Consider the following 14,326-nt stretch of genomic DNA (forward strand, 5'->3'; position numbering starts at 1 on the left):
CCTCCTAAAATGCGTATAATACTTTGATCGCATTTGTTGGTGTTGTTAATAATTCGAAACCTTCTGCTGCTTGTTCAGGACTTAAAACATGTGTAATAATTTCCGAAAACTCCGGGACCTTCGTTAGTAAATCTAAAGCTAATTCAATATCTCGTTTTGTATAAACACGAACAAACTGCATTGATAATTCCTTGAACATTCCTTGAATTAAATTCATTTCCGTTGGTTTCTTATAAGCTGCAACAATCACAATCGTTCCTTGTACCTTCACGATTTCTGTTACTTGCCTTAGGACAGCTGGGTGACCTGCACAATCAAATACATAATCCATTCCCGCGTTTCCTGTCAGTGCTGCCAGCTCATTCACTACATCATCCTTCAGGGAATTCAGTGTCTTGAACCCTAATTCTTTTGCTTTTTGTAGGCGCAGTTCGTTTGCTTCAATCACGATTACTTCCGATGCTCCATAGGCTCTAAGTGTTAAAGCGACACACAAACCGATTGTTCCTGCCCCATACACCACCGCGCGATCTCCAACCAAAAATCTTGCTGTTCGAACAGCATGTACGGCTACCGCAATTGGCTCGGAAAGAGCGCCAAGTTCCAATGATACGCCCTCAGGCAAAGGAATGACTTTATCCGCCTCTACCACGACATATTCTGCCATTCCACCATCTACATCAATCCCTACTAATTTCAAATCCTCACATACATGGGATTGACCCGAACTGCATGGGATACAAGAACCGCAACTAATTAAAGGATTGACCGTTACTTTTGTGCCAATTGGATATTTTGGGTGTTCGCTCTCGATCGTTGCCGAGAATTCATGACCTAGAATTAGGGGAGCTTGTGCTCGAGGATGTGTGCCCGCAAAGATATTTAGATCTGTTCCACAAATACCTGCGTAAGCATTTTTCAATAATACATAGCCCTTAGGTACACTCGGAATACTTGCCTCTCTGCATTCAACTCTATTCGGTGCCGTGTAAAAAATCGCTTTCACTCTGTTTTCCCCCTTGTTTGAAAATTACTTTTACATGATATAGAAAAGCGACCAAAAGTAACTTTTACAAATACCTTTGGACGCCCTTTTTAGCTATTTAATAAGTCCAAATACCTTAGGTAACCATAGTGAAAGTTCCGGAATATATGTAACTAACAATAGAACTACGACCGTTACGGCAAAGAATGGTATTAATGGGCGGATGACTTGCTCAATTTTCAATTTCGCAACACGTGCTCCGACAAATAGAACAGGTCCTACTGGCGGCGTAATCGTACCAATACTTAAATTGAAAACAACCATGATTCCGAAGTGTACTGGATCCATGCCAAATTGCGTTACGATTGGCAGGAAAATTGGCGTGAAGATCAAAATTGCCGGTGTTGGATCCATAAAAGTACCCACTATTAAAAGAACAATATTCATGATGATTAAAATAACAATCATGCTATCCGTAAATCCTAATAGCGTGTCAGCAATAAGCTTTGGAATACCTGTAAATGACATTACCCAGGACATAATTGTGGATACACCGATCAAAAAGATAACAATCGCTGTTGTACGAGTGGATTCCATTAAGATTCTAGGTAAGTCTTTAATTTTGATCGTTTTGTAGATAAAGGATAGCAACAGTGCATAAACGACAGCAATGGCCGACCCTTCTGTAGCTGTAAAGGCACCGTAAATGATTCCCCCAATAACAATGATGATCAATAATAGTGAAGGAATGGCATCGATAAAGACCTTTAACGCTACCTTAAATGGAACTTTTTCATTGCTTTTATAACCTTTTCGCTTGGCAATCACATACGCTGCTACCATACAAGCAAGTCCCCAAAGAATCCCAGGGATATATCCTGCCATGAATAATGCCGCAATCGAAGTTCCACCACTTACTAAAGAAAATACAATCAATGTATTACTCGGTGGTATTAACATACCTGTTGGTGCAGATGCAATATTGACAGCGGCACTGAAAGTACGATCATACCCTTCTCTTTCCTGCATTGGTGCCATTGTCGAGCCAACTGCAGCTGCAGCAGCTACGGCAGACCCGGAAATTGAACCAAACATCATATTGGCTAATACATTGGTTTGGGCTAACGATCCAGGCATACGTCCTGATAATACTTTCGCGCAATTGACCAGACGCATCGCAATTCCGCCGTTATTCATAATTACTCCAGCCAAGATAAAGAAAGGAATGGCTAGTAGCGTAAATGAGTTCATTCCTGTGAACATTCGTTGTGCCGAAGTTTGAAGTGCATTGGCGGGATCCAGCATCGAAAACATCGCGAGCATTGATGCAATCCCTACACTAATACTGATTGGTGCACCTATTATTAGGAAAAAGGCTACCCCAGCAAATAAAATTAAACCTGCTATCCCTGCAGACATCATCTGTCATACCTCCCCTCTTGTCGTTACACAATTTCTAGTGGTTTTTTATGTTTTAAAATATAGTAAATATTGTAAATGCAGTAGAATATCACGATCACTCCACAAATTGGCATAACCGCATACAGATAACCAACTGGTATATGTAAAGCTGCGGACATTTGTACCCACGCTAATTTTGTAATTGTTAAACCACCAGATAGTAATACAAGAGCAGAGAATGCAATAATGCATAACTCTATAAAGATTTGAACACCGATTTTCAGTTTTTTCGGTAATGCATCCTGGATAAACTCAATACGCATATGTCCATTTTCCCCGAATACAAATGCTGCACCGAATAGGACTAACCATACAAAACAATATTTTGCTAATTCTTCTGAAAAAGTACTTGGATTATTTAAAACAAAACGTGTAAAAACTTGCCACGTAACAAGGACAACTAATGCGCCGAATAATCCGACGCATATAGTTGATAAAATCCTATCAAGCAATTTTTTGACTGTTTCCATATGAAATCACCACCACTTATTTTGCTGCTTCACGAACTTTTTCATATAACGCTTTAGCATTCTCAGAAGCTAACTTCTCTTGAACAACTGATTCAGTAGCTTTACGGAACAGCTCGATATCTACTTCGTTGAATTTTGCTCCTGCTGCTTCTGCATCAGCAATCGCCTTTTGTACATCCTCTTCCCACATTTCAACTTCACGGTCAATCGCCACTGCTAATTCTTCTTTAAAGATTTGTTGGTGTTCTTCACTCATCCCGTCAAATAATTGAGAGTTGATCAGTAAGTAATCCGGGAACATTAAGTGCTTTGTATACGAATAGTAAGGTGAGATTTCAGCATGCTTAAGGTTTGAATAGATAAGCTCGTTATTTTCTCCACCATCAATTACACCTGATTGAATTGCTGTATATACTTCACCTTGGCCCATTGGTGTACCTGTACCGCCCATTTGTTCCATCATTTTAATATTTGTATCCGACTCGATAATACGAATCTTTAAACCTTTTAAATCCTCTGGAGTATTAATTGGTTTTTCACTGTTATATACGTTACGTACACCTGAGTGGAAAGCACCAGCTACAAATAGACCTTGATCTTTTAATGAAGAATATAAATCTCCTACAACTTCTTGATCATTTAATACAGACATTTGATGCTCTGCTGATTCGAATACATATGGCAGATTAAATACGGCAAAATCTTCATTGAAGTTTTCTAGTAAACTACCTGCAACAATCGACATTTGGATTGTGCCAGATTGAACTAATTCAATCGTTTCACGTTGTGCACCTAATAATTCGTTCGGGAAAATTTCGATTTCATATGCTCCATTTGTACGTTCTTTAATTTTCTCTCCGAACTCTTGCATTGCTTTGTATTGTGGATGGTTTTCCGGTTGGTTAAATGCCACTTTCAATAATTGTGTTTCCCCGCTTGAAGTGCCTTCAGCCTCGGTAGTTGTTGTTTCTTCCCCACCACATGCAGCTAAAATAGCTAGTACTAATCCCATAACCCCTAAAAGTATTAATTGTTTGAATGATTTTTTCATCTTGGTCCCCTCCAATATGATCTTAAGATTAAATTTTATTAACAGGATAGTGAAGCGCTTCCTTCTTCACATATCTCACTGCTTCTTCTGCCACTTTTCTTTTTAACTCTTTCGCGGCTTGTTCTGAATACCAAGCCATATGCGGTGTACAAATAAATTGCTCCAGTGTCAGCAACGGAGCCTGTGAATCAATCGGTTCTTTTACCGCTACATCTAGAGCAGCACCCGCAATCTGATTTGAAACAAGTGCTTCATATAAAGCTTCCTCGTCGATAATGCCGCCTCTTGAGACATTGATTAGATAACTAGTCGGCTTCATTTTTTCAAATACAGCTTCATCAAATAAATGGATGGCCTGATCTGATGGGCAGTGAATCGAAATAATATCTGCTTGTGTAATGAGCTGTTCAAAATCGACAAATTCTATAAACGATAAGCTAGAATCATAGCTTTTTTGTCCTGCCGAAATATCATAGGCGATTACTTTGCAGCCCAGTGCCTGAACTTTTTTCGCAAACTCGGAACCGATGCGTCCCACACCGACAATCCCTACGACTTGTTCACTATGGCGGTAGATCGGGATACTCGCTTGATAATCCCATTCATCCGCTTTTACTAAGCGATCCATTTTCGTAATTTTTCGTGTAAGCGCTAGCATTAACGCCAAAGCATGATCGGCTACTTCATGCGTTCCATAGTCAGGAACATTGCAGACCTGAACGCCATGTTTTGTTGCCGCCTGCAAATCAATATTATTAACGCCAACACCGTACCGAACGATTAACTTTAAGTTAGGTAATCCTGCGAAAACCCTTTCAGTAAACGGTGCATATTGGTTAATAATGACCGCTGCTTCTTTGGCATTTTGAATCAAATCGTCTTCAGTTTGGTTTTGTTGGAGCTCTAGTAAAATATTATTTTCCTTGAAAACGCTTTGTTCAATCTCAATATCAGCATGGTCACAGTCGGAAATAATCACTTTCATTTGTCATCACCCATTTTGTGTTTATTTCAAATCCTTCATTGCTACATGGTCCATATCATCAAAATCTAAATTTTCACCGCACATTCCCCAAATGAATGTGTAATTCTTTGTACCGATACCCGAGTGAATCGACCAGCTAGGCGATAAGACAGCCTGCTCATTGGCCATCACGATATGACGAGTTTCGTTTGGTTGCCCCATTAGGTGAAATACGCGTGTGTCTTCTTCCATATCAAAATAGAAATAGACTTCCATACGACGTTCGTGTGTATGACAAGGCATCGTATTCCAGCCACTGCCTTCTTCCAGTACCGTCATTCCCATACTTAACTGACAAGTTTCTAATACATCGGGATGAATATACTGGTTAATGACACGTTTATTCATATTGCTTTCAGCACCCATCGGACGTTTAATAGCCTTTTCTTGATCAATTTTCACTGTTGGATATTTCGCATGTGCCGGGCAGCAATTGATGTAGAATTTTGCTGGATTACTAGCGTCAGCAGATTCAAAATACAATTCTTCAGTGCCTCTGCCAATATAGAGAGCTTCTTTCGTATCGATGTCATAAGTGTCGCCATCACAGACAATACGTCCCGGGCCGCCTACATTAATAACACCCATTTCACGTCGCTCCAAGAAATATTTTGCTGCAAGTTCTTTGCCAGCATCTAAAGTCACCTGTTGATCGATTGGGAAGATTCCTCCGTAGATAATTCGATCCACATGGCTATAATTTAATGTCGCTTCGTTTTCTACAAACAATTTTTCCATTAAAAATTCTTCTCTTAATTTTTCGGTAGTGTAGTGTTTCACATCTTCAGGGTGATGTGCATATACGATTTTCATTATTTTTCCCCCTTAGTAAAGAAAGCGCTGTCAGAAAACTACTTGTTCCACATCGTAGAACAACGTTCCAATTTATAAATAATTATATGTGCAAAAATTTATAATTACAAGAACAAAATGATTTTTCTGTGAATTATAATAACAAGTATTAACTTTTTGAGATATCATTTACAAATCGATAGTTTTTCGAATATGATTGTTAAAGGCTACGAAATTTTTAGAAATGGTGGAGAAATAAAATGGCAACCGTACAATCTATTGAACGTGCTTTCATCATATTAGAACAATTATCAGAGCATCCGAACGGCATGCAAATTACAAAATTGGCAACGGATACGAACCTTTCGAAAAGTACTGTTCATCGATTACTTTCTACATTGATCGAGCTACAATATGTAAGAAAAGATAGCGTAACAGAACGATATTACCTTAGCTATCGCGCGTTATATCTCACACGCAATATTTTAAGCAATTCAAGTTTAATCACTGTAGCTAGACCCTTACTCGAAACCTTGGTGAAGGAAATTAACGAAACAGTGCATTTATGTGTAGAGGAAAACGAAGAGGTCGTATATGTCGACAAAATCGAAAGCAATCAAACCATACGCATGTATTCTCGTATAGGTAGTCGTGCGCCTATGTATTGCACCGGTGTTGGCAAAATGATGTTATCAGGAAAAGATGACCACACTTTACAGGAAATCATTTCAAGAATACATTTTACAAAACGCACAAACTACACCATTTTAACGCCCACCGATTTACTTGAAGAAATTTCGACTATACGAAAATCGGGCTATTCGCTCGACAATATAGAAAATGAAGAAGGCATCCGCTGCATTGCTGCACCAATTTATGATTTTAGCGGAAAAATCATTGCGAGCTTCAGCATTTCGGGTCCAAGCACTCGCGTAACGATGGAAAGAATTGAACACGAATTAGCAGAAAAAATATTAAAGACATCAAGAGCCATCTCTTCTCAGCTGGGTTATGTGCAATAAATATTTTCCTAATATATAAAACTCTTTGAATTGAAAAAAACTGCTCGCCTTAACCTGAGAAGGGAGCAGTTTTTTACGACAAAATAGAGAAAGGTGAATTTGAGCGTGCTCAAATTCACCTTTCTCATTATTTGAAGCTAGTTATGTCCCAGCCTCTTCCTATCACCACAAAATATTAAGGATAGTAATGGGTTATCTTTTATTCTATGAGGGATATAGGATTCTATTGATTTTTTACCCAGCAATCATATTGGAATCTAAGTAAATTTATTAACCCATATCTTCAAATTCATTAATTACTTTTTTAAATTCCGATTGGGAGTCTATAATTATATCTTGTAAATCTTCAGTAATTTTATGAACACTATCTACTTCTCTCGTTATATTCTCAACACTTGAATTTACATTTTTAATCGCTTCATCAACATTCCCAGCTAGTCTTCGCACTTCATCCGCTACAACTTTGAACCCTTGCCCCTGTTCTCCTACACGTGCTGCTTCAATCGCGGCATTTAACGCCAACACATTCGTTTGCATAGAAATATTGCGAATGGTATTGGTTATTTTCGTTATTAATTCCGTCTCTTGCTTTAGTGATGTCACTGCTTTAATCTTCTCATGAGAATTGGCAACAACCATATCTACTAATTCTATGGGCATATCTTTTAGTTGAGTAATGATTTTGACCGTGTTCTCTTCTCTTTCTGTTATATCTGTAGCAATTTTAAGAACTGCCTCCACTGTTCCCTCAACATTGTATATTGGTAGATAAGTTGCTTCGAACCAAAGTAGATTTCCTGCTTTACCGACCCTTTGAATTTTTTCTTGAAACTTTTCCCCTCTTTTAAGATTCTCCCATAATTCTTCATATTCTCTGCTGTTTCTTAATTCAACCGTACAAAATTGTTGATGCTTCATACTTTTCATTTCATGAACCGTGTAACCTAAAGTCCTTGCAAAATTTTCATTTACCCAGATTACTTCTCTTTGTAAATTAAATTCAATCATAGCTAAGTTTGACTCGAGTGCAGCTAAAATAGATGTTGCATCTAATATCTGAGTACTTTCCTGAATACTTGACCTAATGACCATATGAAGAAACTCCCTTTGCTGAGAATATTTTAATCTTATTATAACTTTTATTAGGTATTTATTTCTATTAAAATAACTCATAACTTAATTAATTCAAAATTTTGGTAGTCCAAAATTCACATTTTCCCACTATATAATAAAGTCGCCTAAGTTACTGAAAGACTTATCATAAGTGATTTGTATTTAAAAAGATTTCAATATAAATTTCTTTTAGTTATGACTATGGCAGTGAGACATCTCACTTAATGAAGCTTAGTATCTTGAAAAGTCTCCTAATTCAATCTTCTTGTTCTGAACTGATACTCTGAATTCATATTTGTGTCTGATGACGAAAAAAACCCCTTGCTAACAAGGGGTGTCTTACTGTTTGATATCTAGTGATTTATGGACACTGCAGGAGTGGAATTCCCTGCCATCACGCTGTCTAATGGAGCACTTACTGCTTTGTTATGATGGCGTCCAATTGGTACAACAGACGGAGAATCCGATACCGGATCTTCAATGACTCTACAGTTGAGATTGAAAATGTCTTTGATCAAGGAGCTTGTAATGACTTCGGAAGGTGCTCCTTCGGCTACAAGCTTTCCTTTATGTAGTGCAAAAATATGGTCTGCATAGCGTGCGGACAGGTTGATATCATGAAGAACCATGACAATCGTTGTTCCATATTTGCGATTTAAGTCAGTCAGTAAATCAAGTATTTCCACTTGATACGTAATGTCTAAGTACGTTGTCGGCTCGTCAAGAAATAGAATGTCGGTTTGTTGAGCTAGAGCCATGGCAATCCAGACACGCTGTCTTTGTCCACCAGAAAGCTCATCGATATGTCGATCAGCAAATTCCGTGATATTCATGATGTCCATCGCTTCAGCAACAGCTTCATAATCTTTCTTCGACCAACCTTTTAAAAGCGTATGATGCGGAAATCTTCCTCTACCAACTAGATCTGCCACTGTTATTCCTTCAGGGACGATTGGTGATTGTGGGAGAAGACCTAAAACTCGCGCTAATTGTTTTGGCGGGATTTTATGAATCGGCTTTCCATCTAGACTAATTTGCCCGGAAGTCGGTTTGATTAATCGCGCCATCGTTTTTAGCAGCGTCGATTTACCGCAGCCATTCGCACCAATGATAATGCTGATTTTGTTACTCGGTATGTCAATACTCACATCATGAAGAATCGTTTTTTTGTCGTATCCAGCAGTGATGCTTTCGGCTTGAAACGTGTGTGTTGGCTTCATTATAAATCTCCCTTTCGATTGATTCGGATTAATAAGTAAATCAAGTAAGGTGCACCAAGAATACCAGTGATTACTCCTACAGGGTACCTAGCAACAAATGCGAATTGTCCGATAAGATCGGCCCCTAATACTAAGATTACCCCAATAAGACCGGCTGGAATGATATTTGAAAACCCAACACCAACTAATTTTTTTGCGATTGGCCCAGCAAGGAATGCCACAAATGCGATGGGTCCAGTTGTCGCAGTAGCTAACGCAAGAATAAGCACGGAGCTAATAATAAGGATGATTCTTGTCTTATTCGTATCCACCCCAAGTGAGGTAGCCGCTTGTTCTCCCAGCTCCAACATTTCTAATCGTTTCCCATATAACAGGATGACTGGCGTCAATAGTAACACAATAACTACAAGTGGAAGAAGATTTTCCATCTTGGCCCCATTCAAACTACCACTTAGCCATCTCATCGCAGCTGGAAGGTCGTGCTCTTGACCAATTAATAGTAAATAGTTAATAACAGCCGTTAGCATCGCCTGTATACCAATACCAATTAAGATTAATCTGCCTATTGAGAAAGAAGATCCTTTCGATAATCCATAAATCACCAGGACAGTTGCAAGTCCACCGATGACAGACGCAATCGAAACAACGGTCGTGCCCGCCTGTAACACAATGATACAAAATACAGCGGATGCACTTGAACCGGCTGTAATCCCTATGACATTTGGGTTGGCTAGTGGATTTCTTAGCATCGTTTGGAAGATATACCCGCCCACACCAAAGGCAAAACCAGCAAAGAGACCGGCAATCATTCTTGGCAGACGGATGGTACCAACTGCAAAGGAAGCGCCTTTTACTTGTTCACCCATAAGAACGCGGAACACATCTTCTACCGGGTAGATGGTGTTTCCCAACATTAGCATGGTACCACAAAGAGCCAAGGAAATCACTGCCAGCACAGAAGTCATCATGATAAATCGACGCTGCCTTTTTAGCCTAGACCCCATAATCGAATTAATAGTTTCATTCATCATCATAATGCACGCATTTTCGCTTTCATTGTAATTAAAATCAAGATTGGTGCGCCAACAAATGCTGTCACAATACCAACCTCAAGTTCACCAGGACTGCCAAGAAGTCTTCCAAGCACATCAGAAAAGGTTAAAATAATCGCTCCTGAAAGAGCAGACATCGGAATAATAAAACGTAGATCCGGACCGATTAGTAAACGGATAACGTGGGTTGAAAGTAAACCGATAAAGCCAATTGGACCTGCTAAGGCTGTTGCAGCACCACATAAAAGGACTCCACCAAGGGCCGCAAAAAGACGAATCGTACCAGTACGCACACCTAACCCAGTCGCTACCTCATCTCCCAATGCGAGTGCATTTAATGCCGGACCAGTAAAAATCGCTATAAGTAAACCGATAACTAAAAACGGAATAAAGGTAGTAATCGAATCCCAGTTCCCTGAACCAACACTACCAACCTGCCAAAATCGAAACTGGTCCATCACGTTCGTACGAGGAATCATGATTGCGACTACTAAGGACGATAAAATCGCGCTAGTGGCAGCCCCTGCCAAAACAAGTTTAAGAGGTGTAGCCCCGCCACTCCCCATGGAACCAATTCCAAATACAAAGATGGAGGTTAAGATCGCTCCTATGATTGCAAGCCAAATATATTGACCGGCCGAGCTGATATTGAAAAAGGCAATTCCCACAACGACAAAAAGAGAGGCTCCTGTATTTACCCCTAAGATACTTGGATCGGCAATCGGATTTCGAGTGACAGATTGCATTAATGCGCCGGAAACACCTAATGCCGCCCCACACATTAAACAAAAAATCGTTCGAGCAATTCTTTGTCGAACAACATTGGCTTCATGGGACAGAACATCTGGATGGAGTAAACCATCCATCAGATCTGTCCAGCCAATCATCCGAGAACCAAATGCAAGAGAAGCCATGATACACACGCCAAGTAATAGTACTAAGGGTATAAGAACCCTTAGTAAATTACGCGGAAGATGAAACTCCTTTTTTTCAGAAACGGATACATTATTCATTTTATTTAACTTTAGCAGCAGCTTCAGAGATTAATTTCAAGTATTCATCGATTGTATATTCAATTGATAATGAGCTTGGTGTACCTGCTGCAGCAAGTGGCGTGTTGTCTTCAATTAGTACGACAGAACCATTTTTAATGGCCGGAACGTTTCCAAGAATCGGATCAGCTTGAAGTGCTTGTAATGTACTGTCATCACCGTAAATTACGAAGATTTCCACATCGCTTAACGCATCTGCATTTTCAGCACTTAACTCAATATAGAAGCTATTTGGATCTGTAATTTGGTTTTCAACACTCTCTGGGAACGTCATTCCTAACTCCTCAAGGAATTCACCACGTGGATCGCCTGTTGTATATAGGTAGAACTTAGATAAATCCGTTGCATTGAACATACCGAATACAGCTTTTTTCCCTTTAAGTTCAGGATATTCACTTGCCTTATCTTGTACTAATTTTTCTGTATCAGCAATCAGTTGTTGACCTTCTTCTTCCATACCCATAGCCATTGAGTTGAATTTAATTTGGTCACGCCATGAAGTTACCCATGGAGTTTCTTGATAAGCGATAACTGGAGCAATTTCACTTAACGTATCATATTCTTCTTGTGTAAGGCCTGAGTATGCAGCAAGGATCACATCTGGATTTGAATCAGCAATGGCTTCAAAATCTAAACCATCTGTATCTTGGTAAATGTTTGGATTTTCTTCACCAAGTTCTTTTAATTTTTCTGCAGTCCAAGGAAGCATCCCTGTATCATTATCTTTCGTACCATAGTTGGCAGCTGAGAAACCTACTGGCACAACACCAAGGGCAAGGGCAACGTCATGGTTTGACCATGCAATTGTCGCCACACGCTCAGGTTTTTCTTCGATTACCGTTTCACCTAGAGCATGCTTAATAACGATTGGATATTCCGTAGCTGTTTCTTCTGTATCTGTTGTTGTATCTGTTGTTTCTGATTCAGTTGCTGAACTATCCTCTGTGCTAGATTCCTTATCGGAACAAGCCGCAAGTGCAAGCGAAAGAATCGAGATTAATAATAATGTTAAAAATGAAAAATGTTTTTTTGTCTTCATTTGTTATTACACTCCTAAAGTTATTTGGTTGAGAATGATTATCATCATCACTATCAAAACTATATATCCTATGCAATGAGTTGTCAATATATTATTTTAATTCCAAAGTTCTAGAAAAAAAGATTTTTCTGATTCCTTTTGTCTGCATGAAAAAAGGAAGCCAAACAGCTTCGGTTTTCTTGGCTTCCTTAGGGATTAAATGAACTCTTAGTGACTCTGATTCTTCTCAACTTTTTGAGATTATTTTGGATTTCTCACAATTTCGACTCGACGGTTTTTTGCTTGTAGTAAATTTTGGGATAAGTGCATGGTCCTAGCAAAAATATCCTTAGTATGGAACAGAGTAGCTATTCAATTCTATCAGACAATCAATCTAGCAATAACCTTTCTATATTTAAACGTAAAAAACCTCCCAATCATGTTGAATGGAAGGTTTCCAAATAGTTAAATGTGCTCCTATTCTCTTCAGAACAGAAAAGGAAAATTGTCAAAAGCCTAGATGATCAAGGTGTAAACCGTTTCCAATGCCCTTCGGAGACAACTTCTACCTCTCCGTCAATCACTTTGATTGCGGTTTGATCGTCAATCGCATACGCAGGTCCCTGCATCCCGGCTGCCCATCTCTCTGCTGCCGCCATGGTGTTTCCCGGCAGCATCTCGTTATCTAGGTGTGGAAAGATTGAAAAATCAACCAGTTTCAGTGTTTCATCACCACCGCCTGTTGGAGTCCAGCCAACGAAGTATTCCCCGATGTTAGGTGTCATCACCATGCTCCCAGCACTCATTCCCACATAGACTGAGTTCAGTGACGGCAAGAGGTCTGCCAGCCCGGATTGACGCATCCAGTGGCACAGGTAAAGGGCGTCGCCACCCGACACCAGCAGTACATCCGTCTCCTGAACCAGTGGTATCCAGCGGTCTTCGTCGATGCTTGGCAGTGCGGTGAGCTCCAGCACGCCGACGGACTTCCAGCCGAGGTCTACCATGGGATTTTCGGATTTCCCACTGATGAACTCCCAGGCTTTGACGCCGGGGCCAACCCAAGGGTGTCCGTACATCGCAGTGGGGATACACAGGGCGTTGCAGTCGGCGATCGGCTTGCCCAGCATGTCAACCAGTGCGTCCTGTATACTTTTGTTATTGATGCCCGCAGATGTGAGCAGGAATTTCATAACTTCACTCCTTGTCTTTGTGTGGTCCCGTCAAGTTTTTTTATACTTCTAAGACAGCACCCCTAGCTTTATGAATGGATCTCGCACACGCATCCCACTCGATAGCTTCCTTCGCAAGATTTCTTCATCACTTCCAAAACCCGTAGATTGGCATGGTTCCTTTCCTTCATTGAAATAGTCAGAAGTACCACCTAAATGTCGATATAGAAATCCAAATTTATGATTGCTTAGATTTTCTTATCTTATCACTTTTCTACAAATTGTATCTAGACTTCGGACTGGTCTGATACCACTGGGTAAGGCACTAGATGCTGTATAGTGATAGCAAAAAACCAGTTAAAATACCGGTTATCCCGATTTTTCAACTGGTTCCATCTTCTAGATAGCATCTATTGAAAACTATGAAAAAATAATGATTAAATAATACCTTGCATACGTAAAACAATCTCTGCTATTACTGCTGAACCGAGGAATGTTCCTAATATTACAAACATCCCTACTATAATCGTTTTCCATCCCAATTTGGCAAAGTCAGTCCATGAACGACCGATTGAAATACCCGCATAAGCCAAAATCGGCGTGGCAATGGCTAATAGATTGACTTTGGCTGTCCACTCGACAATTTGTTCAGATCCAGGCACGCCTGGAATTGTAATGAGAAATGCTAATATTCCAATATAGGCAATACTCGGAATTTTTTTATACGGATTCAGTCTATGAAGGATTAATCCAACCAAACTTATGGCCGCCAAAGTCAGTATTCCTGGAATTGCTTCGAGTGGCATGACCTCATATCCAACCCAGTTTCCGACAATCACCATAAAAGAAACAATGATAAATAAGATGACCCATTCTTGAATATTTTTTAGCATA

The 14,326-nt window shown here is 39.7% G+C and carries 14 protein-coding genes; 1 reads left to right on the forward strand and 13 read right to left on the reverse strand.

Annotation, left to right across the window (positions count from 1 at the left end; genetic code table 11):
* Positions 1–4 precede the first annotated feature (4 nt).
* From C1N55_RS15705 to kduI, 6 genes are all read right to left on the reverse strand, one after another.
* Positions 5–1,006 (reverse strand): zinc-dependent alcohol dehydrogenase, encoded by a 1,002-nt coding sequence (locus C1N55_RS15705; protein ID WP_137729684.1) that lies wholly within the window; start codon positions 1,004–1,006, stop codon positions 5–7.
* 93 nt (positions 1,007–1,099) lie between these two features.
* Complete coding sequence (locus C1N55_RS15710) at positions 1,100–2,404, reverse strand: TRAP transporter large permease (protein WP_205758552.1); 1,305 nt, start codon at positions 2,402–2,404, stop codon at positions 1,100–1,102.
* Positions 2,405–2,430: 26 nt separating this feature from the next.
* Positions 2,431–2,916 carry a TRAP transporter small permease gene (locus C1N55_RS15715; RefSeq protein ID WP_137729686.1) on the reverse strand — a complete coding sequence of 162 codons (486 nt, stop codon included), beginning with the start codon at positions 2,914–2,916 and terminating at the stop codon, positions 2,431–2,433.
* 16 nt (positions 2,917–2,932) lie between these two features.
* Positions 2,933–3,967, reverse strand: a complete 1,035-nt coding sequence (locus tag C1N55_RS15720; protein WP_137729687.1) for a TRAP transporter substrate-binding protein — start codon at positions 3,965–3,967, stop codon at positions 2,933–2,935.
* 28 nt (positions 3,968–3,995) lie between these two features.
* A complete protein-coding gene (locus C1N55_RS15725) occupies positions 3,996–4,952 on the reverse strand; it encodes a C-terminal binding protein (RefSeq protein ID WP_137729688.1) in 957 nt (318 codons plus the stop codon).
* 21 nt (positions 4,953–4,973) lie between these two features.
* Positions 4,974–5,804, reverse strand: coding sequence for a 5-dehydro-4-deoxy-D-glucuronate isomerase (kduI, locus tag C1N55_RS15730; RefSeq protein ID WP_137729689.1), 831 nt, complete (start codon positions 5,802–5,804; stop codon positions 4,974–4,976).
* Between the two features lie 239 nt (positions 5,805–6,043).
* Between kduI and C1N55_RS15735 the strand changes: the two genes are divergently transcribed.
* Complete coding sequence (locus C1N55_RS15735) at positions 6,044–6,805, forward strand: IclR family transcriptional regulator (RefSeq protein ID WP_137729690.1); 762 nt, start codon at positions 6,044–6,046, stop codon at positions 6,803–6,805.
* Between the two features lie 270 nt (positions 6,806–7,075).
* Here the strand turns inward: C1N55_RS15735 and C1N55_RS15740 are convergent, their stop codons facing one another.
* The 7 genes from C1N55_RS15740 to C1N55_RS15770 all read right to left on the reverse strand — a co-directional run bounded on the left by C1N55_RS15740 (position 7,076) and on the right by C1N55_RS15770 (position 14,325).
* Positions 7,076–7,897 carry a methyl-accepting chemotaxis protein gene (locus C1N55_RS15740; protein ID WP_137729691.1) on the reverse strand — a complete coding sequence of 274 codons (822 nt, stop codon included), beginning with the start codon at positions 7,895–7,897 and terminating at the stop codon, positions 7,076–7,078.
* Between the two features lie 374 nt (positions 7,898–8,271).
* Entirely contained in the window at positions 8,272–9,138 is an 867-nt protein-coding gene (locus C1N55_RS15745; protein ID WP_137729692.1) for an ABC transporter ATP-binding protein, read from the reverse strand.
* Positions 9,138–10,169, reverse strand: a complete 1,032-nt coding sequence (locus tag C1N55_RS15750) for a FecCD family ABC transporter permease (protein ID WP_137729693.1) — start codon at positions 10,167–10,169, stop codon at positions 9,138–9,140. The genes C1N55_RS15745 and C1N55_RS15750 overlap by 1 nt, the downstream gene beginning before the upstream one ends.
* Complete coding sequence (locus C1N55_RS15755; protein WP_137729694.1) at positions 10,169–11,203, reverse strand: FecCD family ABC transporter permease; 1,035 nt, start codon at positions 11,201–11,203, stop codon at positions 10,169–10,171. The genes C1N55_RS15750 and C1N55_RS15755 overlap by 1 nt, the downstream gene beginning before the upstream one ends.
* A gap of 1 nt (position 11,204) precedes the next feature.
* Positions 11,205–12,281: an iron-siderophore ABC transporter substrate-binding protein gene (locus C1N55_RS15760; RefSeq protein ID WP_137729695.1), complete on the reverse strand. Its 1,077-nt coding sequence runs from the start codon at positions 12,279–12,281 to the stop codon at positions 11,205–11,207.
* Positions 12,282–12,784: 503 nt separating this feature from the next.
* Complete coding sequence (locus tag C1N55_RS15765) at positions 12,785–13,453, reverse strand: Type 1 glutamine amidotransferase-like domain-containing protein (RefSeq protein ID WP_137729696.1); 669 nt, start codon at positions 13,451–13,453, stop codon at positions 12,785–12,787.
* Between the two features lie 416 nt (positions 13,454–13,869).
* Positions 13,870–14,325, reverse strand: coding sequence for a hypothetical protein (locus C1N55_RS15770; RefSeq protein WP_137729697.1), 456 nt, complete (start codon positions 14,323–14,325; stop codon positions 13,870–13,872).
* Position 14,326: the final 1 nt, after the last annotated feature.

This window comes from Lysinibacillus sp. SGAir0095, assembly GCF_005491425.1.
GTDB lineage: Bacteria > Bacillota > Bacilli > Bacillales_A > Planococcaceae > Ureibacillus.

Coding starts and splice junctions, on each gene's coding strand:
- C1N55_RS15710 (WP_205758552.1), bottom strand. CDS start 2,404: ATGTCTGCAGGGATAGCAGGTTTAATTTTATTTGCTGGGGTAGCCTTT.
- C1N55_RS15715 (WP_137729686.1), bottom strand. CDS start 2,916: ATGGAAACAGTCAAAAAATTGCTTGATAGGATTTTATCAACTATATGC.
- C1N55_RS15720 (WP_137729687.1), bottom strand. CDS start 3,967: ATGAAAAAATCATTCAAACAATTAATACTTTTAGGGGTTATGGGATTA.
- C1N55_RS15725 (WP_137729688.1), bottom strand. CDS start 4,952: ATGAAAGTGATTATTTCCGACTGTGACCATGCTGATATTGAGATTGAA.
- kduI (WP_137729689.1), bottom strand. CDS start 5,804: ATGAAAATCGTATATGCACATCACCCTGAAGATGTGAAACACTACACT.
- C1N55_RS15735 (WP_137729690.1), top strand. CDS start 6,044: ATGGCAACCGTACAATCTATTGAACGTGCTTTCATCATATTAGAACAA.
- C1N55_RS15740 (WP_137729691.1), bottom strand. CDS start 7,897: ATGGTCATTAGGTCAAGTATTCAGGAAAGTACTCAGATATTAGATGCA.
- C1N55_RS15745 (WP_137729692.1), bottom strand. CDS start 9,138: ATGAAGCCAACACACACGTTTCAAGCCGAAAGCATCACTGCTGGATAC.
- C1N55_RS15750 (WP_137729693.1), bottom strand. CDS start 10,169: ATGATGAATGAAACTATTAATTCGATTATGGGGTCTAGGCTAAAAAGG.
- C1N55_RS15755 (WP_137729694.1), bottom strand. CDS start 11,203: ATGAATAATGTATCCGTTTCTGAAAAAAAGGAGTTTCATCTTCCGCGT.
- C1N55_RS15760 (WP_137729695.1), bottom strand. CDS start 12,281: ATGAAGACAAAAAAACATTTTTCATTTTTAACATTATTATTAATCTCG.
- C1N55_RS15765 (WP_137729696.1), bottom strand. CDS start 13,453: ATGAAATTCCTGCTCACATCTGCGGGCATCAATAACAAAAGTATACAG.
- C1N55_RS15770 (WP_137729697.1), bottom strand. CDS start 14,325: ATGCTAAAAAATATTCAAGAATGGGTCATCTTATTTATCATTGTTTCT.